Below are 20,724 nucleotides of genomic sequence, written 5' to 3'. Positions count from 1 at the left end.
GGGCTCCTGGTGGCTGAGGGCATGCGGTGAGGAAAAGTGAGGGAAGAGGTGGATTATTGGAGTAAACCGGGAGTGGAGGTTAAGCGTCGGGGGCTGGCAATTGTCGTGCATTTCGGGTTATCAGGTGAAATATTATGTCAGCTCTTAAGGCTTAGTGTGGTCATTCGATTACTGGTAGTTATCGCCGCTTCAATGTGACCAATCCGTAGCCGTTCGCCATGGGGACAGGCCGGATCAGTGCGGGCATCATGCCTATCGTGAGCGAGGGAAGCGTCGCCGACGCCAAAATTGGGGTAAGGCTCGCGTCGAGACTTCCGGCACGAACGGATGACTCCGACCTAAGGGAACTGACGAGCCTCGCCGTGCAGGGAGATCGCAGTGCGATCGAATCTCTGCTCGGGGAGTTGCGTCCCATGGTGGTGCGGTATTGCCGCGCCAGGCTGGGCAGGGTTTCAGGGCAATATCACATTGCCGATGACGTAGCCCAGGAGGTGTGCATCGCGGTGTTGTCCGCGTTGCCGCGATACCGGGACATGGGGCGCCCTTTCGCGTCCTTCGTGTTCGGGATCGCCTCGCACAAGGTGGCCGACGCGCTGCGCAGCTCGGTGCGCTCGGCCGTGCCCACCCAGGACCTGCCTGACGGGCCCGACGACGGCCCGGGGCCCGAGGAGACGGTGGTCCGCTACATCGAGGTCGAGCACGCGCGCAGGCTGCTGGCCAGGCTGCCCGACAACCAGCGGGAGTTGCTGCTGTTGCGGGTGGTGTCGGGCCTGTCCGCCGAGGAGACCGGTAATGTACTCGGTATGTCACCAGGTGCGGTCCGCGTAGCCCAGCATCGGGCGCTGGCCAGGTTGCGGCAGATGGCCGAGCTGGAGTCGGCTTGACGCCGGAGGACGACGAGCTCCATGCGCTCCTCGAGGCCGACGACCTGCGTAAGACCGACGAGCTGCTCGACGCGGTCGCACAGGGCCGGGCGCGTGACTCGTCCGACCCTGCGGTGCGGTTGCTGGGCGCGCTACTGGACGATGTCTCGGAGGTCGATCAGCGGCGCTCCTCCGTGTCGATGACGCCGTCGACGTAGCCTCGGGCGTACTCCCAGCTGACGTAGTCGGCGGGGTCGGGGTGGAAGGCCGGCTCGTGCACCTGCGGCTGGCCTTTCTCGATCATCTGGCGAAGGTTGCCGCGCAGCAGCTCCCAGTCGAAGAAGTGCTGCTCGCCGCACTCGGGGCAGTCGAGCACCAGGCCCAGCACCCCCTGCGGTTCGAGCAGGGAGCGAAAGACCTCGACGTCTGCCAGGTCGGTGATGGCCTCGTCGCGCTCGGCCGCGGTGAGTGGCTCGGCGTCGTCGAGAGCGCCCATCGCCGAGGACGGGTCGTTCGGGTCGTCCGCGAACGGGTCGCGGGGGACGTCTTCCAGCACCTTCCCACCATATGACCGAAGCGGCCCCGGCGGAGAGTATTAGCTGAGCCATCCCCGTCTGGCGGCCTCCACGCCGGCGTGGAAGCGCGACTGCGCGCCCAGCTCGGCCATGGCGTCGGCGAACCTCGCGCGTACGGTCCGGACCGAGACGCCGAGCTGGCGGGCGATGGAGTCGTCGCACACGCCCTGCGCGGCCAGGCGCAGCACCTGGACCATCCCGTCGCCCCTGCGCCCCCAGGGCAGGGGCACGGCGCGGCCCCACAGCTCGTGGAACAGCGAGCGCAGCACGCCGACGACGATCGGCGTGCGCACCAGGTAGAAGTTGTAGGCGTGGTCGGGCAGGTTGCCGCCCCAGAGCGCGGGCAGGCCGGCGACCTCGGGCCCGGCCGTCATGAACCAGCTCGGCACCCGGTCGAGTGTGCGCACCTTGCCGCCGGTGTCGAGCAGGCGGGTGAGCTGTTCGCGTACGCCCGGCAGGCTCAGCGTGGAGACCGGGATGATCACCTGGACGGTAAGAAGCTGCCGTTTCTGCGCATCAATCCATGGGTCCGCAAATTTACGAACAAAATCTGCCATTGTGCGCTCGTCGGGGATTGCGGTCAACAACTCCATCGGCGGCGATTGCACGGCTATGCCGACGACGCTCTCGTAGAGCACGTCCGCGCCGTTCACCATCTCCACCGGAAATGTTCCGCTCTGATAATCGCGACCGGCGTCGTAGTCGTGGATCAGCCCGCGGATCGAGCCGAGCGCGGAATCGATCCGCCGGCTCTCCTCGGCCAGCCGGTCGAGCCGCTCGGCGATGACCCGGCCGAGCGCCGCCGCCGGGTGCCTGGCCAGGTACTCGCCGGACTGCTCGTCGACCACCCCCAGCTTGACCAGGTCGTCGAGCTGGCGTCCGACCTTCTCGACGGGGCCGTCCATAGCCTGGGCGAGATCGGTGCGCGTGGCTCTGTGCAGGCGCAGCAACGCCGTGTACAGGGCGGTCTGCGCCGGGTCGAGGCCCAGCGTCTCGAAGGGCTCTGCAACACGCCGAGGCTGGTTTCGCATTATGGGCGGCTCCGTCGGGGGGACACGGGCGTGCCGCGAGGATAACCCCCTGCCGCGTGCGTGTCCGGACCTTGCCCGGAATCATCGGCGGAACGTGCAACTTCGTGCAATTGCACGTTTTCACATTGCGCCGTGCCGCTGAGTGACGCAGGCTTTACCTAGCGTCGGCACCCTGAAGCGGGGCCTTGCGGCAGCCGCCATCAGGACGCGGAGGGGGGTTCGGTGGCGTGAACGCGCCGCGGGGCCTGGGTGCCGGTGGCCGGGGTATGGGGCGGATCACCGACCGTCCCATCCCCCGGCACTTTTGACGTTCCGGACGGCGAAGCCGGGAGGACGACGGACCCTGGGGGTCGTCGTCCTCCCGGCTTCGTTGCGTTTTGGAGGCAGGCCCTAGACTTAGGTCAATCAGCGCAGAGGTCAGGAGGGGGCCGAGGCATGTCCAAGTTCACCGAGATGGGTTTGACCTTCGACGACGTGCTGCTGGTGCCCGGCTACTCCGATCTCCAGCCAGGTGAGGCAGACACGGGGTCCCGCCTGTCACGGGACATCACGTTGTCCATCCCGCTCGTCTCCGCGGCCATGGACACCGTGACCGAGGCCCGCATGGCGGTCGCCATGGCGCGCCAGGGCGGCATCGGCATCCTTCACCGCAACCTGTCGGTCGAGGAGCAGGCCCAGCAGGTCGATCTGGTCAAGCGGTCCGAGGCCGGCATGGTGACCAACCCGGTCACCTGCAGCCCCGACGACACGCTGGCCGACGTCGAGCGGTTGTGCGCGACGTACCGGATCTCCGGGGTGCCGGTGACGGACGTGGCGGGCACGCTGGTCGGCATCGTGACCAACCGCGACATGCGTTTCGAGAGCGACCAGACCCGCCCCGTGCGCGAGGTCATGACCAAGATGCCGCTGGTCACCGCGCCGGTGGGGGTGTCGCGTGACGAGGCGTTCGCGCTGCTGCGGCAGAACAAGATCGAGAAGCTGCCCCTGGTCGACCCCGACGGCAGGCTGCGCGGCCTGATCACGGTCAAGGACTTCACCAAGAGCGAGCAGTACCCGCTGTCCACCAAGGACGCCGACGGCCGCCTGCTGGTCGGCGCGGCCGTGGGCGTGGGCGGCGACGCCGAGCTGCGGGCCAAGGCGCTGATCGAGGCCGGCGTCGACGTCGTCGTCGTCGACGTGGCCCACGGCCACTCCAAGGGGCTGGCCGACATGATCGCCAAGCTCAAGGCCAACAGCAAGGTCCAGGTCATCGGCGGCAACATCGCGACCAGGGCGGGCGCCCAGATGCTGGTCGACGCGGGCGCCGACGCGGTCAAGGTCGGCGTCGGCCCGGGCTCGATCTGTACCACCCGCGTGGTGGCCGGGGTGGGCGCGCCGCAGGTGACGGCCATCCACGAGGCGTCCAAGGCGTGCGGTCCCGCCGGGGTGCCGGTGATCGGCGACGGCGGCCTCCAGTACTCCGGCGACATCGTCAAGGCCATCGCGGCCGGCGCCGACACGGTCATGCTGGGCTCGCTGCTGGCCGGCTGCGAGGAGTCGCCGGGCGAGCTGATCTTCATCAACGGCAAGCAGTTCAAGTCGTACCGGGGCATGGGGTCGCTCGGCGCGGTGCGCAACCGCGAGCGCGGCGGCACCTCCTTCAGCAAGGACCGCTACGCGCAGGCCGACGTCGGCGGCGAGGACAAGTACATCCCCGAGGGCATCGAGGGGCAGGTGCCCTACCGCGGGCCGGTCGCGGCCGTCGCCCACCAGCTCATCGGCGGGCTGCGCCAGGGCATGTGGTACGCCGGCTGCCGCACGATCACGCAGATGCACACCGACTGCGAGCTCATGCCGATCACGGCAGCGGGCCTCAAGGAGAGCCACCCCCACGACATCCAGATGACCGTGGAAGCTCCGAACTATCACAGAAGGTAAGTTCATGACTCAGCAGGTGGAGATCGGCCGGGGCAAGACCGGGCGGAGGGCGTACGCGCTCGACGAGATCGGGCTCGTGCCCTCGCGACGCACCCGTGACCCGGAAGAGGTGTCGATCGCCTGGCAGATCGACGCCTACCGGTTCGAGCTGCCCGTCGTCGTCGCCCCCATGGACAGCGTGGTCTCGCCCGCCACCGCGATCGAGATCGGCCGGCTCGGCGGCCTGGCCCCGCTCGACCTCGAAGGGCTCTGGACGCGTTACGAGGACCCGTCCCCTCTGCTGGAGGAGTGCGCCGCCCTCGACGCCGCGGCCGCGACCCGCCGGCTCCAGGAGATCTACGACGCGCCGATCAAGGAAGAGCTGATCGGGCGCCGCATCGAGGAGATCCGGGCGTCCGGGGTGACGACGGCCGTCCGCCTGTCGCCGCAGCGCACGGTCCAGTACCACAAGGCCGTGATCGACGCCGGGGTGGACATCTTCGTCATCCGCGGCACCACCGTCTCGGCCGAGCACGTCTCGGGCCGCGCCGAGCCGCTCAACCTCAAGCAGTTCATCTACGAGCTCGACGTGCCGGTCATCGTGGGCGGCTGCGCCACGTACACCGCGGCGCTGCACCTGATGCGCACCGGCGCGGCGGGCGTGCTGGTCGGCTTCGGCGGCGGCGCCTCGCACACCACCCGCAACGTGCTGGGCGTGGCCGTCCCGATGGCCACCGCGATCTCCGACGTGGCCGCGGCCCGCCGCGACTACATGGACGAGTCCGGCGGCCGGTACGTCCACGTGATCGCCGACGGCGGCATGGGCACCTCGGGCGACATCGCCAAGGCCATCGCGTGCGGGGCCGACGCCGTCATGGTGGGCTCGCCGCTGGCCAGGGCGTCCGAGGCCCCCGGGCACGGCTTCCACTGGGGCTCCGAGGCCCACCACCCCGACCTGCCGCGCGGCCGCCGCGTGGAGTTCGGCCAGGTCGGGACGCTGGAGCAGATCCTCCACGGCCCCTCCAGCGTGGCCGACGGCTCGATGAACCTGATGGGCGCCCTCAAGCGCACGATGGCCTCCACCGGCTACTCCGACATCAAGGAGTTCCAGCGGGTCGAGGTCGTGGTCGCGCCGATCCAGCGCTGACCGACGTCCGCGACGGCTCCCGGGGGTTGCGACCTCCGGGAGCCGAGTGTTCTTCCGGCGGGCGCCGTGTCGATTCCGGGGGCCGCCGTTCGTTCAGGACATGCACAGGGACGCCCGTCACGGCGAGGTGGTTGCAGAATGTCCGACCGGGACGATCAGGTGGAACGCGCCTTCCGGGAGGAGTACGGCCGGGCGGTGGCCGTGCTCGTCCGCGCGTTCGGCGACATCGACGTCGCCGAGGAGGCGGTGCAGGAGGCGTTCGCGGTGGCGGCGCGGCAGTGGCCGCAGGCGGGCCCGCCGCCGAGCCCCGCCGGCTGGATCATCACGACCGCCAGGAACCGGGCCGTCGACCGGTTGCGCAAGGAGTCCGGCCGCCACGACAGGCACGTGCAGGCGGCGCTGCTGCACGCCCGGGACGAGCCCGCCGAGGAGGGGCCCGTGCGGGACGACCGGCTCCGGCTGATCTTCACCTGCTGCCATCCGGCGCTCGCCCCGCACGCGCGGGTGGCGCTCACGTTGCGGCTGCTCGGCGGGCTGACCACGGACGAGATCGCGCACGCGTTCCTGGTGCCGGCGGCGACCATGGCCCAGCGGCTGGTCAGGGCCAAGAACAAGATCCGGCAGGCGGGGATCCCGTACCGGGTGCCGGCGGCGGCGGATCTGCCGGACCGGCTGCGCGCGGTGCTGGCGGTCATCTATCTGATCTTCAACGAGGGGTACACGGCCAGTTCGGGCGAGCGGCTGGTCCGGGAGGACCTGTGCGCGGAGGCCGTCCGGCTCGGGCGGCTGCTCGCCGAGCTGATGCCGGACGAGCCCGAGGTGTGGGGCCTGCTAGCGCTGATGTTGCTGATCGAGGCGCGCAGGCCGGCGCGGACCGCGGGCGGGGAGCTGGTGCCGCTGGCCGAGCAGGACCGCGCGCTCTGGGACCGCGCGCTGGTCGAGGAGGGGCAGGACATCGTGCGGCGCTGCCTGGGGTGGGGGCGGCCGGGGCCGTACCAGGTGCAGGCCGCGATCAACGCCGTGCACGGCGACGCGCCGAGCGTGGGGGAGACCGACTGGGGGCAGATCGTCCAGCTTTATGACCTGCTGCTGACGTTCACGCCGGGGCCGGTCGTGGCGTTGCACCGCGCGGTGGCGGTGGCCGAGGTGGACGGGCCTGAGGCGGGGCTGACGCTGGTCGAGGGGCTGGAGGTGACAGGCTATTACCTGTTCCACGCCGTACGGGCCGACCTGCTGCGACGGCTGGGACGCGACGGGGAGGCGGCACGGGCGTACGACGAGGCGATCGCCTGCGCGGGCAACGAGGTCGAGCGGGAGTTCCTGCGCCGCAGACGCGCGACGTTGAGGGGGACGTGAAGGTGGACCGGGTGTGTGTGGTCACAGGGGCCAATCGGGGGATCGGGCTGGAGGTGGTCAAGCAGCTCGCGGCGGCCGGCGACACCGTCGTGCTGACCGCCAGGGACGAGCACAAGGCCCGCGACGCCGCGGCGGGCATCCCCGGCGACGTGCTGGCGCGCCGGCTCGACGTCGCCGACGAGCGGTCGGCGGCAGGGCTGGCGCGGGAGCTGGAGTCGACTCATGGGCGGGTCGACGTGCTGGTCAACAACGCCGCCATCCATTACGACACCTGGCAGCGGGCCTGCGACGCGGACCTGGGCGTGGTGTCGGAGGCGCTGGAGACGAACCTGCTGGGCGCCTGGCGGGTCACCCTCGCACTGCTGCCGCTGTTGCGCGCCGGCGCGCACGGGCGGATCGTCAACGTCTCCAGCGAGGTCGGCTCGCTGGCCTCGATGGGGGGTGGCACGCCCGCGTACACGGTGTCGAAGACGGCGCTGAACGCGCTGACGAAGATGCTCGCGGCCGAGCTGCGCGGCGACGGCATCCTGGTCAACGCCGTCTGCCCGGGCTGGGTGGCGACCGACATGGGCGGCCCGGGCGGGCGGCCGGTCGCCGAGGGCGCGCGGAGCGTGTTGTGGGCGGCGGATCTGTCCGACGGCGGGCCGACCGGTGGGTTCTTCCGCGACGGGGTGCCGCTGCCGTGGTGATCAGCGGGTGTAGGTCATGAGGACCACACCGCCCTCGAACGGTCGGGTGCCGGTCAGGGTGAACGTGGTCGGCCGGAACGCCCCGTCGAACGCGGAGACGCCCGCTCCGGCCACCACCGGGTAGGACTTGATGATCAGCTCGTCGATCTCGGGCAGCAGGGCCGCGGCCAGCTTGCCGCCGCCGCAGAGCCAGATGTCGAGGCCGTCCTCCTGCTTCAGGCGGCGCACCAGGGCGAGCGGGTCGCTCTCGACCAGCTCGACGGCCGGGTCGTCGATCTTGCCGATCGTGCTGGACACGACGTACTGGCGCAGGTGGGCGTACGGGCTGGTGATGCCGACGTCGAGCGCCGGCTGGTAGGTGCCGCGGCCCATCAGGAGGGTGTCGAAGCGCTGGTTGGGCGCGTCGAGGCCGATCTGGGCCCTGATGTGCGTCGGCACGGCCTCGGGGACCTCGCCGTTGATGTAGCCCATCAGGGCGTCGCTCACGGGATAGAAGTCCACCTCGTGACCGGGGCCGGCGATGTAACCGTCGATGGAGACGCCGACGTAGTAGACAAGCTTGCGCATACGTAACTCCGTTTGAAGTACTATGAGTGAAGTGGTCACACCGTAGTACTACAGATGGAGTGGTGTCAACGTGGTTCGACAGAACCTGGCCAGGCGGGCGGCGCTCGTCGACGCCGCGATCGAGGTGCTGGCCGCCGAGGGTGCCCGCGGCCTGACCTTCCGCGCGGTCGACGCGCAGGCCGGGGTGCCGACGGGCACGGCCTCCAACTACTTCGCCAGCCGGGACGAGCTCTTCACCCAGGCCGGCGGCCGGATCTACGAGCGGCTCCAGCCGGACGCGCAGACCATCGCCGAGAGCCTGTCCGGCCCCCGCGACCGGGAGCGCGTGGTGCGGCTCATGATCGAGCTGGTCGACCGGATCTCGGCGTTCAGGCCGGGCTACCTGGCGCTGCTGGAGCTGCGGCTGGAGGCCACCAGGCGGCCGGAGCTGCGGGCCGTGCTGACCGAGCGCATCCGCGCCGACGTCGAGGCCAACGTCGGCTACCACCTGGAGTCGGGGCTGCCCGGCGACGCCACCAGCGTGGAGCTGCTCTACCTGGCGATGAACTGGCTGGTGGTCGAACGGCTCACGCTGCCCGACGTGTTCGGCGAGGACAAGATCCGCGAGCTCGTACGGCAGGCGGTCGAGCGTATCCTGCCGTAGCATGGCCGATCTTGTGCACACCCATCTCCTCGACTTCGACGGAGACGTCGTCACCAAGCGCTACATCGACGGCAAGCCGGGCGCGGCCGAGCGCGAGTGGCGGGCGCTCACCCTGCTGGCCGAGCACGCGCCGGGCCTGTCACCGCGGCCGATCGCCTTCGAGGCCGGCGTCGTGCGCATGACCAGGATCGACGGCGTGCCGCTGCGCGGCCTGGCCGCCGAGGAGTCGCCCCTGGCCGCCATGGCCGCGGCGCTCACCGAGCTGTACGAGGCCGTCCCGTCGGGCGTGCTCCAGGCCGTCCCGGTCCGTCCGTGGCAGATCGAGGCGGTCAGCGACTGGGTCAGGGAACGGGCGGCCGCCTGGCGGCCCCGCGACCCGCTGGCCGACCGCGCGGTCGAGGAGGGCGTGCGCTGGCTGGAGGCCTGGCGTCCCGGTGAGGCGGGGGTGCGGCCGGCGTTCGGGGCGGGGGACGGCAACCTGGCGAACTTCCTGTGGGACGGCGTCCGCGTGCGCATCGTCGACTTCGAGGACTCCGGCCGTAGCGACCTGGCCCACGAGCTGGCCGAGCTGTCCGAGCACGTCTCGATGTGGGTGGACGGCGAGGTGGAGATCGCCCGCCGGTTCGAGCTGAGCGGGCCGGAGGAACGCCGGCTGCGCGACTGCCGCAGGCTGCAGAGCCTGGTCTGGCTGTTCCTGCTCTCGCACGACAGCCCGCGCAATCCCCCCGGCACCTTCGCTCGTCAGGTCGAGAGGGTGCTGCGATCATTGGGCGCATGAGACTGGCGCAGGAGGCCGACAGGGCCGCCGTCGAACAACTCGTCCACGACGCCTACCAGCCCTGGGCCGAGATCATCGGCACGCGGCCGCTGCCCATGGAGGCCGACTACCCGGCCCTCATCGCCGCGGGCCGGGTGCACGTCACCGACGGCCTCGAAGGGCTCGTCGTGCTCATCCCCGAGGAGGGCGCGCTGCTGGTCGACAACGTCGCGGTCCGGCCCGACCTGCACGGCAGGGGCATCGGCCGCGGCCTGCTGGCCTACGCCGAGCAGGAGGCCGCCCGGCTCGGCCTGCCCGCCCTGCGCCTCTACACCAACGTCAAGATGGCCTCGAACATCGCGCTCTACACCTCGCTCGGCTACGTCGAGACCGGCCGGGTCGATCTCGAAGGCCGCTCGGCCGTGCGGATGCGCAAGGAGCTCAGCCGGTGAGCACGCCCAGCAGGTGACTCACCTCGCGGGCCACGGCGTCGCGGCCCGCGTTGAGGTATTTGCGGGAGTCGACCACCCGCTCGTCGTGGGCCAGGTAGTCGCGTACGGCCCGGGTGAACGCCTTGTTCAGGTGGGTGGCGATATTGATCTTCTTCATGCCGTTGCGCACGGCCTCGCGCAGCACGTCGTCGGGCACGCCGGACGAGCCGTGCAGCACCAGCGGCACCGGCACCGCCGCCCGCAGCTCGGCGATGAGCTCCAGGTCGAGCACGGCGTCCTTGGTGGTCATGGCGTGCGAGGTGCCGACGGCCACGGCGAGCGCGTCGACGCCGGTCCTGGCGACGTAGTCGACCGCCTCGTGGGGCTTGGTGCGGGCGCCGGGCGCGTGCACGCCGTCCTTGCCGCCGACCTCGCCGAGCTCGGCCTCCAGCCAGACGCCGCGCTCGTGGCACCAGGCCGCGACCTCGGCCGTGGCGGCCACGTTCTCCTCGTCGGGCAGGGCGGAGGCGTCGTACATGACCGAGCCGAGGCCCAGCGACACCGCCTCCTCCACCAGCGCGCGGTCGGTGGCGTGGTCGAGGTGGACCGCGACCGGCACCTCCGCGCGGCGCGCGACGGCCAGCGCGGCCAGCGCGACGGGCTCCAGAGCGCCGTGGTAGCGCACGCAGTTCTCGCTGATCTGCAGCACGACCGGCAGGCCGAGCGCCTCCGCGCCGGCCACGATGGCGGTGGCGTGCTCCAGCTGGATCACGTTGAACGCGCCCACCCCAGCGGGGGACTGCCGGACGATGTCGCCGATTCCGGCGAGGGCCATGACGAGCTCCTTACGTGATGATGATCTGGGGGTGTATGTCGGCGTAGACCTCGCCGTCGAAGTCGCCGGCGACCGGCGCGGCGACGGCCGCCGCGCCCAGCGCCGCGGCCCGCCGCAGCCTGTCGGGCCACGGGGAGCCCTCGACCAGGCCCAGTGCCAGCCCCGCGACCAGCGAGTCGCCGGCCCCGGTCGGGTTCCCCTGGACGGTGTACGGCATCCGCGCCCGGAAGGTGCCCTCGCCCGTCACCGCGAGCAGCCCGTCGGCGCCCATGGAGACGACCACGGCCTCGGCCCCCCGCTCGCGCAGCGCGTGGGCGCCCTCCTCGGGGGTGCCGCCGGGGACGGCCCTGGCCAGCTCCTCGGCGTTGGGCTTGACGACGGACGGGCGCCCCTCCGGCGCGTGGCGCAGCGGGTCGCCGTCGGCGTCGACGATGGCCGGCACGCCCGCGCCGGCCGCGAGGGAGGCCAGGGTCGCGTAGACGTCGGCCGGCACGCCGCGGGGCAGGCTGCCGGAGATGACCACGGCCTCGGCGCCGGCCAGCAGCGACGTGTAGTGCTCCGTGAACGCCGCCAGCTCGGCCGCCGTGACCTCGGGGCCGGGCTCGTTGAACAACGTGGCGCCGCCCGGCTCGGAGACCACCAGCGTGGTGCGGGAGTCGGCGGCGACGCCGGTCAGGGCGGCGGGCAGGCCGGCGGCCCGCAGGTCGTGCTCGATCGCCTGCCCGGTGGGCCCGCCCGTCAGCCCCGTGACCAGGACCTCCTGGCCGAGGGCCGCCAGCACGCGGGCCACGTTGACGCCCTTGCCGCCGGCGCGCCGGTGGACGGCGCCGACCCGGTTGACGCCGTCCCAGGTGACGGACGGGACCTCGTAGGTCACGTCGAGCGCGGCGTTGAGCGTCACGGTGATGATCATCAGGGCTCCGTGATCCAGTCGCCGTTCTTCATCACGCCGTCGACCTCCAGCTCGCCGGAGAGCACGACCAGGTCGGCGGCCTTGCCGACGGCGATCGAGCCGATCTCCTCGGCCAGGCCGAGCACCCGCGCGGGGGTCAGAGAGGCCACCTGGACCGCGTCGGGCAGCGACATGCCCAGCTCCCGCACGCCGCGGCGGAAGGCGGCGTCCATGGTGAGGGTGGAGCCCGCGATCGAGCCGCCCTCGACCAGCCTGGCCACGCCGTCGCTCACGCGCACCCGCATGGGGCCGAGCACGTAGTCGCCGTCGCCGAGGCCCGTGGCCGCCATCGCGTCGGTGATCAGTACCGTACGGCCGGGGCCGGCCACCTCGTAGGCCAGGCGCAACATCGCCGCGTGCACGTGGACGCCGTCGTTGACCAGCTCGACCGTCACCCGCTCGTCCTCCAGCAGGGCGGCGATCGGGCCGGGCGCGCGGTGGCCGAGCTGCGGCATCGCGTTGTAGAGGTGGGTGGCGACGGTGGCGCCCGCCTCGATGGCGGCGATCGCCTGGTCGTAGTCGGCGTCACTGTGGCCGAGCGCCGCGATCAGGCCCTCGCCGACGGCCGTGCGGATCATGTCGAGGCCGCCGGGCAGCTCGGCGGCGACGGTGACCATGCGCGCGTGCCCGCGCGCGGCCTTGACCAGCCCGGACAGCTCCTGCGGCGACGGCTCGCGCAGCAGGGAGGGGTCGTGCGCGCCGCAACGCGCCTTGGCGATGTACGGCCCCTCGAAGTGGATGCCCGCCAGCAGCCCCTCCTCGCACAGCTCGGCCAGCGAGGAGGCGGCCCTGGACAGCCCGTCGAGCGCGTCGGTGACCAGGCTGGCCATCATCGTGGTCGTGCCGTGCCGCCGGTGCAGGGCCACGGCGTCGCGTGCCTTGTCCTGGTCGCCGGTCGGGAACGACCCGCCCGCGCCGCCGTGGTTGTGGATGTCGACGAACCCGGGGACGACGTGCCGCCCCCCGAGGCTCAGGCCGGGGCTGGGCGCCGATCCGTGGCCGACATGCGTGATGCGGCCGTCTTCGATGGTCAGCCATCCTTCGTGCACCCCTTCGGGGGTCACGATCCGGGCGTCGGCGAGAGTAAGGCTCATGAAGAAAGGATCACAGATCGCGTGAGGTGCATGGGCTCGTCGGGGTTCAGCCCACGGGCGAAGGCCCGCGCGACCGCCACCCGCTGGGCGCGCACCAGCTCGGCCATGGGGTCGAGGCCGCTCTCGACGAACGTGCCGCCGGTCGCCTCGACCTGCTCGCGCAGGCCCTCGGGGGCGGTGCCGAGCATCCAGGTGACGCGGCCGGGGCCCGCGATGCTGATCGGGCCGTGCCGGTACTCCATCGCCGGGTACGCCTCCGTCCACGACCGCGACGCCTCGCGCATCTTCAGCGCGGCCTCCTGGGCCAGGCCGACCGACCAGCCGCTGCCGAGGAAGCTGAACTGCTCGGCCTCGATCAGCTCGGCGGGCAGCGGCTCGGCCAGGGCCCGCTCGGCGTCGGCGATCGCGCCCGTGAGGTCCTCGCCGAGGCTGGCGCGGAGCATGGCGAGCTGGGTGGTGGCGAAGCGGGTCTGCACGACCGAGGTCTCGTCGGCGTAGTCGAGCACGACGACCTCGTCGGCGGCCGTCATGACCGGCGTCTTCGGGTCGGCGGTGATGGCCGTGGTGCGGGCGTTCGTCCTGGACAGCAGCTCCAGGACCTCGGTCGTGGTGCCGGAGCGGGTCAGCGCGAGCACCCGGTCGTACGAGCGGCCGACCGGCGCCTCGGAGGCGGCGAACGCGTCGGTCTCGCCCTGCCCGGCCCGCTCGCGCAGCGTGGCGTAGGCCATCGCGATGAACCACGACGTGCCGCAGCCGATGACGGCCACCCGCTCGCCGGGCTGGGGCAGCGCGCCGGCGGGCACATCGGCCACGGCACGCCGCCAGCAGGACGGCTGGGACTCGATCTCGGCTTCGGTATGGGTGGTCACCGCGTTCCTCCCCGTAGTTGTTTGTTTCTGCCTTTTTTATACAGTAAAAGCGCATCTTTGTGCAGTGGTCGCTCAGACCTGTCCGTCTGTGCCACGCTTGATCCTGTCCGGATCTCATTGGAGGCTTCGTGTCCCGCTACGATCGCTGGAACGCCATCCTGGAGCTGCTCGCGCAGGAGGGCCGGCTGTCGGTGGAGGAGGCGGCCGAGGCGCTCGACGTCTCCACCGCCACGATCCGGCGGGATCTCGACCAGCTCGCCCAGCAGCAGATGCTCATGCGCACCCGCGGCGGAGCCGTCACCCAGAGCGTCAGCTACGACCTGCCGCTGCGCTACAAGACCGCCAGGCACGCCGACGAGAAGCACCGCATCGCCGCCGCGGCGGCCGGCCTGGTCACCCCGGGGGCCGTGGTCGGCCTCAACGGCGGCACCACGACCTCCGAGCTGGCCCGCACCCTCGCCACGCTGTCCACGCTGGAGAGCGGGTTCACGATCGTCACCAACGCCCTGAACATCGCCGCCGAGCTGACCGTGCGGCAGCACGTCAAGATCGTGGTCACCGGCGGGGTGGCCAGGCAGCAGTCGTACGAGCTGATCGGGCCGCTGGCCTCGGGCGTGCTCGAACAGGTCACCCTCGACGTGGCCTTCCTCGGCGTCGACGCGATCGACGTCGACCTCGGCGCCTCGGCCCACCACGAGGGCGAGGCCAGCGTGAACAACCTGCTGATCAGCCGGGCCGCCCAGGTCGTCGTGGTGGCCGACTCCTCCAAGGTGGGCCGGCGGGCCTTCTCCCGCATCTGCCCGATCGAGCAGATCGACACGCTGGTCACCGACGCCCGGCTCTCCGACGAGCTCACCGGCCGGCTCACCGACGCGGGCGTCAAGGTCGTACGCGCCTGAATCCGTCCGGCGTTACATGGAACCGGGCGTACGGGTAGGTACTGACCGCAGACGACCCATGGGGGGATGATGACGGCTGGTAGGAGTGTGGCCCGGCTCGGGCCGGCCGAGCGCGCGGCGGCGCTGGCGGAGATGTCCGCCCAGGAGTTCGACGTGGTCGTGGTCGGCGGCGGCGTGGTGGGGGCCGGGACCGCGCTCGACGCCGCGACCAGAGGGCTCGACGTGGCCCTGCTGGAGGCCCGTGACTTCGCCTCCGGCACCTCCTCGCGCTCGTCCAAGCTCATCCACGGCGGCCTGCGCTACCTGGAGCAGCTCAACTTCGAGCTGGTGCGCGAGGCCTTGCAGGAGCGGGCCCTGCTGCTCCAGCGCCTGGCCCCGCACCTCGTCCGGCCGGTGCCGTTCCTGTTCCCGATGACCCATTTCGGGTGGGAGCGTCCATACGTGGGGGCCGGGGTGGCGCTCTACGACACGCTCGGCTTCGCCTCCGGGCTCACCCGCGGGGTGCCGGGCCATCGGCATCTGTCCAGGTCACGGGCGTTGCGGTTGGCCCCGGCGCTGAAGAAGAGCGCCTTCACCGGCGCCGTCCAGTACTGGGACGCCCAGGTCGACGACGCCCGCTACGTGATGACCATGCTGCGCACCGCCGCCACCTACGGCGCCCGGGTCGCGCCGCGTGCCCAGGTGGTCGGGTTCCTGCGGGAGGGCGAGCGGGTCACCGGCGTGCGGGCGCGCGACCTGGAGACCGGCGCGGAGTTCGACGTACGCGCCCAGCAGGTCGTCAACGCCACCGGCGTGTGGACCGACGACATCCAGGAGCTGGTCGGCGGGCGCGGCCAGATCCACGTACGGGCCTCCAAGGGCATCCACCTGCTGGTGCCGCGCGACCGCATCCACTCCAGCACCGGCGTCATCCTGCGCACGGAGAAGTCGGTGCTGTTCGTGATCCCGTGGGGCCGCCACTGGATCATCGGCACCACCGACACCGAATGGACGCTCGACAAGGGCCACCCGGCGGCCTCCCGTACCGACATCGACTACCTGCTCGACCACGTCAACGAGGTGCTGGCGGTGCCGCTGACCCGCGACGACGTCGAGGGCGTCTACGCCGGGCTGCGGCCGCTGCTGTCGGGGGAGTCCGACCAGACGTCGCAGTTGTCGCGCGAGCACGTCGTGGCGCATCCGGTGCCGGGGCTGGTGATGATCGCCGGCGGGAAGTACACGACGTACCGGGTCATGGCGCGCGACGCGGTGGACGCGGTGGCGCACGGGCTCGACCAGCGGGTGCCGCGCTCGTGCACCGACCGCGTGCCGCTGGCCGGGGCCGAGGGCTACCAGGCGCTGTGGAACTCCCGCTACCGCCTCGCCCACACCTCGGGCCTGCACGTCGCCCGGATCGAGCACCTGCTCCAGCGCTACGGCTCGCTCATCGACGAGGTGCTGGTGCTGGTCGAGGGCGATCCGTCTCTGGGCAGGCCGCTGGCCGGGGCCGACGACTACCTGCGGGCCGAGATCGTCTACGCCGCCACCCACGAGGGCGCCAGGCACCTCAACGACGTGCTGACCAGGCGGACGCACATCTCCATCGAGACCTTCCACCGCGGGCTGGCCGTGGCCCAGGAGGCCGCCGAGCTGCTGGCCGGGCCGCTCGGCTGGGACGCCGAGCAGGTCAAGCGGGAGGTGGAGTACTACACCAAGCGCGTCGAGGCCGAGCGGCGCTCGCAGGAGCAGGACTCCGACCAGGAGGCCGACGCCATCCGGCTGGGCGCGCCCGAGATCGTGCCCGTCGTCGCGCCGGAGCGCGGGTGACCGTCCCGGCGGACCGGTCACCCGCCCTCGCGAGGGGCCGCGGGGGTCAGCGCAGCGCGATCCACCCCTGACGGGCCAGAGTCGTGGCGTCGTTGACCTGGAGGCCGTCCCAGGACAGCGTCCAGAGGGCGTCGCCGATGATGATCGAACGCTGGATGCCGGGCTGGTAGGCGTAGTCCTCGGCCTGGTGCGTCGGGTGCTTGATCATGCCGAGCTTCGTCACGGCCGAGTCGTCGATCTTCAGCACCAGCGCGCCCGACTCCTTGGGGGTCATCAGCGGGATCACCGACAGGCCGGTCTTGGGCCAGTACAGGAACGCGTGCGGGTCCCACTCGGCCTCGGAGCCCGCCTCCTTCTGGAAGAGCTGCGACAGCCTGCGCGGGGCGGCCGGGTCGCTGACGTCGAACAGCGAGACCTGCGTGCCGAGCGTCCTGCCCTTGTCGCTGGCCTCCTGGCCGATGCCGATCAGCCGGCCGTCGGCGCCCGGGTGCAGGTACGCCGAGTAGCCGGTGATCTTCAGCTCGCCGGTCACCTTGGGGGCGGCCGGGTCGCGCAGGTCGAGCGTGTAGAGCGGGTCCACCTGCTTGAACGTCACGCAGTAGCCCACTGGGCCGATGAACCTGACCGAATAGATGCGCTCGCCCCGGCCGAGGCCGCCGACCTCGCCGACCTTGGCCATGGTGTCGGCGGCGAGCACGTACACGCTGCTGGCGCTGTCCTTGCCGTCGGTGGAGGTGAGGGTGGTGGCGACGCGGAGGTGGCCTTCGTACTCCGACAGCGAGTACTGGTTCAGCAGGCGGCCGGGGACCTTGCCGGAGGCCACGTACGTGGGAGCGCCGGGGGCGCCGATGTCGAACCGGTGGACCTCGGTCTCCTCGGGCGGGGCCGTCGGAGTGGGGTCGGGGGCGGGCTCGGACGTGGCGGGCGTGGCGGGCGCGGACGTGGCGGACGTGGCGGGCGTGGCGGGGGCGCTGCTGGTGACCGCCGGTTCGGCCGGGCCGGTGGTCACGGCCGGGTCGCTCGGCGTGGGCTCGACGGCCGGGGCCCCGTCGGTGGCCGTCGGCACGGGCTCGACGGGCATCGGTTCGGTGACCATCGGGAACCACCAGCGGGGGTTGCTGGCGACGTACAGGCTCTTGCCGCTGCCGTAGACGGTGTCGCCGTCGGCGGCCAGGCTGATGGGCTCGGTGCCGGTCGCGGCGACGTCCTGGGCCAGGTCGATGGTGTGGACGGTCAGCAGCGAGGTGCCGGTGTAGTCGGCGGGGTGGCTGACCCGCTCGCACTTGACCGTGTCCTTCTTGACCGCGCCGGACCCGCTGGTGATCTCGACCGTGGGCAGCCAGGCGGTGAGCGGCGCCTGCCGTACGACGGCCTGGTTGGCCTTCTTGCGGTCGGCCTCGGTGGTGTCCGGGCTCTTGGGCTCGGGGAAGGTGATGTCGGGCTGGCTGCGGGTGACGAGCCGGACCGTGGAGCCGATCATCCGGGCGTCCACGTACGAGCCCTGCGCCCGGATCGTGCTGAGCACCTTCGGCTGCCCGGCCAGGTCGACCACGACGTAGCGGGTCTCGCCGGGCGGCGCGAAGCGCTTGAGCATGATGTCGCCGCCGCGGAACAGCACCAGCGCGCGGTCGCCGGACAGCAGCAGGTCGGCGGGGGCGAAGGTCGGCTCGTCCTTCTTGGTGAGCTTGAGCGACGCGGTGACCTTCTTGGTCGCGGTGTCGATGATCCGCAGGTTGCCGTCCACGACCGTGACGATCCGGTTGCCGTCGGTCTTGATCAGGTCGGGCTCGTCCACGCCCGCCTCGTGCACGTTCGTGGTGGAGTGCTCAGGGGTGTCGGAGGTGGTCTTCGCCCTCGCGGTGGTGGCGGTGTCCTCCATGTACATGATCTGCGGGCCGCCGAAGCCCCAGGGGCCGACGTTCTCCGCGGCGTGCTCCCGCAGGCCCGACAGCATGTCGTCGCAACTGTCGTAGGCGACCAGGCGGACGGCGTCGAGCGTGACCTTCGGCACGGGCGCCTGGCCCGTCGCCGCCGAGGTGCAGGCCGCCGTGACCGTGGCGAGGGCCGCGGCGGTCACGGCCGTACGGATCAGCGTCTTCATGACCTCCTTGACGGCTGCGCGGGCCGGATGGTTCAGGAGCCCTTGGCCGGGTTGGCGGTGAAGACCGGGCTGAAGTCCACGTCGCCGGGCACGTCGAGGATCCTGCGCAGGAGGGTGCCCTTGAAGTCGACGACCTGGATCTCGTCCTTGGTGTTGTTGTCCTGTTCCCAGCAGTAGAGGCGGCTGTCGTCGTACCAGCCGAGCACCTTGTCGCAGTCGGAGGTGAACTTGTGCGTGCGGTCGCCCGACTCGGTGTCCCACACGCAGGTGTCGCCGTCGCTGCCGTTGGGGCAGGTGGACAGGAACGACTCGCCCGAGGGGGAGAAGATGTCCTGGGTGCCGGCGGGCAGCGTGCCGATCGAGCGCACGTCGCGCGTGGCCTTGCCGGCGGCGTCGAAGAAGCGCAGGTTGCGGTTCTTCTCGGGGCCGAAGACGTTGACCACGCCCTGGCCCTCGCCGTCCCAGCCGAAGGCGGTCTTGCGGACGGCGGTGTCGTCCACCATGACGATCCTGGCCTTCTTCGTGGCGACGTCCACGATGACGAAGCCCGGGTAGGTCCAGGTCTCGCCGCTCTTCCGCTCGATGTTGAGCAGGATCTTCGAGCCGTCCTCGGACCAGCCGCGGATGCTGGCGATCAGCGGGCCGCGGACGGTCTTGATCGTGGTGCGCTCGCCCGTCTGGCGGTCGCTGACGATGATGTAGTCGTAGTTGTCGTCGGTGTACTTGCGGCCCCGGGTGGCCAGGTAGCGGCCGCCTGGGGAGACGTTCGACTCCCAGTTGCCGGCGTACTTGCGGAACGGGCCGCGCAGCGAGTCCCTGGCGTGGTCGATCCAGTCGTCCTTCTTCTTGTCGTAGATCTCGTACGAGGTCAGGACGATGGCGTCGGAGGTGTTCTCGTACAGGCCGATCGCGGCGCCGGGCAGCGCCTGGCGCGGGCCCTCCTTGGGGACGGAGACCTCGGCGACCGACGGCGCGACCGACGGCGAGACGGTCGGGAGGCTCCGGTCGGACGGCTGGGCGGACGCGGGGGGCGTGCGGCCGTCGTCGGCGGCCACGGTCCCCCTGTCGTTGGCGATGAGCACGGCGAGCCCGGCCAGCACGAGTAAGGCGACGCCCAGCGTGACCCCGATGACCAGCGGTGCCCTGCTCTTCCTGGCCGGGTGCCCGGGGTGCACGTTCGGGTGGGTGGGCTGCGCGTACGGTCCGGCCGGACGCCACTGCTGCTGCGGGTACGGCTGCGGGCCCCCGGGCACGGGCCCGGTCATCGGCCCCGGCGGCGGCCCTTGATGCGGTCCCTGGAAGGGCCCCTGCGGGGGCGCGGTCATCGGTCCGGGCCGGGGAGGCCCGGCCGGGACGGCTTCGGCGGCGGCCGCCGCGAGGATCGGCGAGTTCGCCGGCATCGGGTGCTGGAGCAGGCGCATGATCACCTGCTCGGCCGTCGGCCGCTGCGCCGGGTCCTTGGCCAGGCACGCGGCCACCACGTCACGCAGCGCGCCGTCGAGCACGCCCAGGTCGGGCTGCTGGTTGAGGACCCGGTTGATCACGGCGGGCATGGTGTCGCTGCCGAACGGCGCCCGCCCCGACGCCGCGTAGACCATCGCGCTCGCCCAGGAGAACATGTCGGCCGCCGGCCCGACGGTGTGGCCCATGATCTGCTCGGGCGGCATGTACGACGGCGTGCCCACGACCATGCTGCTGATCGTCGAGGTGGCGTTGAGCGCCCGCGCGATGCCGAAGTCGATCACCCGCGGGCCGTCGGCGCCCAGGATGACGTTGGCGGGCTTGAAGTCGCGATGGACGATGCCGGCCTGGTGGATCGCGGCCAGCGCGGTCGCGGTGCCGATGGCCAGCCGGTGCAGCGTGGACCCGGTGCGCGGCCCCTCCTCCTGCACCACCCGCTGCAGCGACGGCCCTTCGATGAACTCGCTGACGATGAACGGCCGCTCCTGCTCGACGCCGGTGCCGAGGACGGCCGCGGTGCAGAACGGCGCCACCTGCTGGGCCACCTGGACCTCGCGCAGGAACCGTTCGACGCTCACGTCGTCGCCGGACAGGTCGGGACGCAGCCATTTGACGGCGACGTGCGTGCCGGAATGATCTTTCGCGAGGTAGACGACGCCCTGGCCGCCCTCGCCAAGCCTGCCGAGGAGATCCATGCCGGCCAGACTCGCCGGATCTCCCGGGCGTAGCGGAGCGAACGATGGCATAAGAGG

20 protein-coding genes are annotated in these 20,724 nt (G+C 71.5%); 11 read left to right on the top strand and 9 right to left on the bottom strand.

The window, feature by feature from the left end:
• Positions 1 to 248 precede the first annotated feature (248 nt).
• Both ABZ815_RS36990 and ABZ815_RS36985 read left to right on the top strand, forming a co-directional pair.
• A complete protein-coding gene (locus tag ABZ815_RS36990; RefSeq protein ID WP_090930520.1) occupies positions 249 to 884 on the top strand; it encodes a sigma-70 family RNA polymerase sigma factor in 636 nt (211 codons plus the stop codon).
• On the top strand, positions 881 to 1,081 hold the full coding sequence (locus ABZ815_RS36985) for a hypothetical protein (protein WP_357705875.1): 201 nt from the start codon (positions 881 to 883) through the stop codon (positions 1,079 to 1,081). Before ABZ815_RS36990 ends, ABZ815_RS36985 begins: the two co-directional genes overlap by 4 nt.
• On the opposite strand, the gene ABZ815_RS36980 is transcribed toward ABZ815_RS36985, so the two are convergent.
• Together ABZ815_RS36980 and ABZ815_RS36975 are read right to left on the bottom strand one after the other, a co-directional pair.
• On the bottom strand, positions 1,042 to 1,419 hold the full coding sequence (locus ABZ815_RS36980) for a DUF5319 domain-containing protein (protein ID WP_090930411.1): 378 nt from the start codon (positions 1,417 to 1,419) through the stop codon (positions 1,042 to 1,044). The two genes, ABZ815_RS36985 and ABZ815_RS36980, sit on opposite strands and share 40 nt — an antisense overlap.
• Positions 1,420 to 1,458: 39 nt before the next feature.
• On the bottom strand, positions 1,459 to 2,469 hold the full coding sequence (locus tag ABZ815_RS36975) for a LuxR C-terminal-related transcriptional regulator (protein ID WP_357705874.1): 1,011 nt from the start codon (positions 2,467 to 2,469) through the stop codon (positions 1,459 to 1,461).
• A gap of 435 nt (positions 2,470 to 2,904) precedes the next feature.
• Here ABZ815_RS36975 and guaB point away from each other — a divergent pair, with 435 nt between their 5' ends.
• From guaB to ABZ815_RS36955, 4 genes are all read left to right on the top strand, one after another.
• Positions 2,905 to 4,386 (top strand): IMP dehydrogenase, encoded by a 1,482-nt coding sequence (gene guaB / locus ABZ815_RS36970; RefSeq protein WP_357705873.1) that lies wholly within the window; start codon positions 2,905 to 2,907, stop codon positions 4,384 to 4,386.
• Between the two features lie 4 nt (positions 4,387 to 4,390).
• Positions 4,391 to 5,512, top strand: a complete 1,122-nt coding sequence (locus ABZ815_RS36965) for a GuaB3 family IMP dehydrogenase-related protein (protein WP_357705872.1) — start codon at positions 4,391 to 4,393, stop codon at positions 5,510 to 5,512.
• Positions 5,513 to 5,650: 138 nt separating this feature from the next.
• On the top strand, positions 5,651 to 6,868 hold the full coding sequence (locus ABZ815_RS36960) for an RNA polymerase sigma factor (RefSeq protein WP_357705871.1): 1,218 nt from the start codon (positions 5,651 to 5,653) through the stop codon (positions 6,866 to 6,868).
• Between the two features lie 11 nt (positions 6,869 to 6,879).
• Positions 6,880 to 7,557, top strand: a complete 678-nt coding sequence (locus ABZ815_RS36955) for an SDR family NAD(P)-dependent oxidoreductase (protein WP_357705870.1) — start codon at positions 6,880 to 6,882, stop codon at positions 7,555 to 7,557.
• On the opposite strand, the gene ABZ815_RS36950 is transcribed toward ABZ815_RS36955, so the two are convergent.
• Positions 7,558 to 8,124: a dihydrofolate reductase family protein gene (locus tag ABZ815_RS36950; RefSeq protein ID WP_357705869.1), complete on the bottom strand. Its 567-nt coding sequence runs from the start codon at positions 8,122 to 8,124 to the stop codon at positions 7,558 to 7,560.
• 70 nt (positions 8,125 to 8,194) lie between these two features.
• Here ABZ815_RS36950 and ABZ815_RS36945 point away from each other — a divergent pair, with 70 nt between their 5' ends.
• The 3 genes from ABZ815_RS36945 to ABZ815_RS36935 are packed head-to-tail and all read left to right on the top strand — an operon-like array spanning position 8,195 to position 9,976.
• Positions 8,195 to 8,767, top strand: a complete 573-nt coding sequence (locus ABZ815_RS36945) for a TetR family transcriptional regulator (RefSeq protein ID WP_357705868.1) — start codon at positions 8,195 to 8,197, stop codon at positions 8,765 to 8,767.
• A 1-nt stretch (position 8,768) separates the two neighbouring features.
• A complete protein-coding gene (locus ABZ815_RS36940) occupies positions 8,769 to 9,545 on the top strand; it encodes an aminoglycoside phosphotransferase family protein (RefSeq protein WP_357705867.1) in 777 nt (258 codons plus the stop codon).
• A complete protein-coding gene (locus ABZ815_RS36935) occupies positions 9,542 to 9,976 on the top strand; it encodes a GNAT family N-acetyltransferase (RefSeq protein WP_357705866.1) in 435 nt (144 codons plus the stop codon). The genes ABZ815_RS36940 and ABZ815_RS36935 overlap by 4 nt, the downstream gene beginning before the upstream one ends.
• Here the strand turns inward: ABZ815_RS36935 and ABZ815_RS36930 are convergent.
• Genes ABZ815_RS36930 through ABZ815_RS36915 form a run of 4 tightly spaced genes read right to left on the bottom strand, consistent with a single transcriptional unit; the run spans position 9,966 to position 13,705 of the window.
• Positions 9,966 to 10,790, bottom strand: a complete 825-nt coding sequence (locus ABZ815_RS36930) for a class II fructose-bisphosphate aldolase (RefSeq protein WP_357705865.1) — start codon at positions 10,788 to 10,790, stop codon at positions 9,966 to 9,968. The two genes, ABZ815_RS36935 and ABZ815_RS36930, sit on opposite strands and share 11 nt — an antisense overlap.
• A 10-nt stretch (positions 10,791 to 10,800) precedes the next feature.
• Positions 10,801 to 11,703, bottom strand: coding sequence for a 1-phosphofructokinase family hexose kinase (locus tag ABZ815_RS36925; RefSeq protein WP_357705864.1), 903 nt, complete (start codon positions 11,701 to 11,703; stop codon positions 10,801 to 10,803).
• Positions 11,703 to 12,836 (bottom strand): N-acetylglucosamine-6-phosphate deacetylase, encoded by a 1,134-nt coding sequence (nagA, locus tag ABZ815_RS36920; protein WP_357705863.1) that lies wholly within the window; start codon positions 12,834 to 12,836, stop codon positions 11,703 to 11,705. Before nagA ends, ABZ815_RS36925 begins: the two co-directional genes overlap by 1 nt.
• A complete protein-coding gene (locus ABZ815_RS36915; protein WP_357705862.1) occupies positions 12,833 to 13,705 on the bottom strand; it encodes an SIS domain-containing protein in 873 nt (290 codons plus the stop codon). The genes nagA and ABZ815_RS36915 overlap by 4 nt, the downstream gene beginning before the upstream one ends.
• A 128-nt stretch (positions 13,706 to 13,833) precedes the next feature.
• Here ABZ815_RS36915 and ABZ815_RS36910 point away from each other — a divergent pair, with 128 nt between their 5' ends.
• Positions 13,834 to 14,604, top strand: a complete 771-nt coding sequence (locus tag ABZ815_RS36910; protein ID WP_357705861.1) for a DeoR/GlpR family DNA-binding transcription regulator — start codon at positions 13,834 to 13,836, stop codon at positions 14,602 to 14,604.
• 69 nt (positions 14,605 to 14,673) lie between these two features.
• Positions 14,674 to 16,410: a glycerol-3-phosphate dehydrogenase/oxidase gene (locus ABZ815_RS36905; RefSeq protein ID WP_357705916.1), complete on the top strand. Its 1,737-nt coding sequence runs from the start codon at positions 14,674 to 14,676 to the stop codon at positions 16,408 to 16,410.
• A gap of 46 nt (positions 16,411 to 16,456) precedes the next feature.
• Here ABZ815_RS36905 and ABZ815_RS36900 read toward each other — a convergent pair whose 3' ends face one another.
• Both ABZ815_RS36900 and ABZ815_RS36895 read right to left on the bottom strand, forming a co-directional pair.
• Positions 16,457 to 18,511 carry a beta-propeller domain-containing protein gene (locus ABZ815_RS36900; RefSeq protein WP_357705860.1) on the bottom strand — a complete coding sequence of 685 codons (2,055 nt, stop codon included), beginning with the start codon at positions 18,509 to 18,511 and terminating at the stop codon, positions 16,457 to 16,459.
• 32 nt (positions 18,512 to 18,543) lie between these two features.
• A complete protein-coding gene (locus tag ABZ815_RS36895; protein WP_357705859.1) occupies positions 18,544 to 20,667 on the bottom strand; it encodes a serine/threonine-protein kinase in 2,124 nt (707 codons plus the stop codon).
• Positions 20,668 to 20,724: the final 57 nt, after the last annotated feature.

The organism is Nonomuraea sp. NPDC047529 (assembly GCF_040642995.1).
In the GTDB taxonomy this organism is placed as follows: domain Bacteria; phylum Actinomycetota; class Actinomycetes; order Streptosporangiales; family Streptosporangiaceae; genus Nonomuraea.
This window is presented reverse-complemented; position numbering and strand designations above follow the sequence as displayed.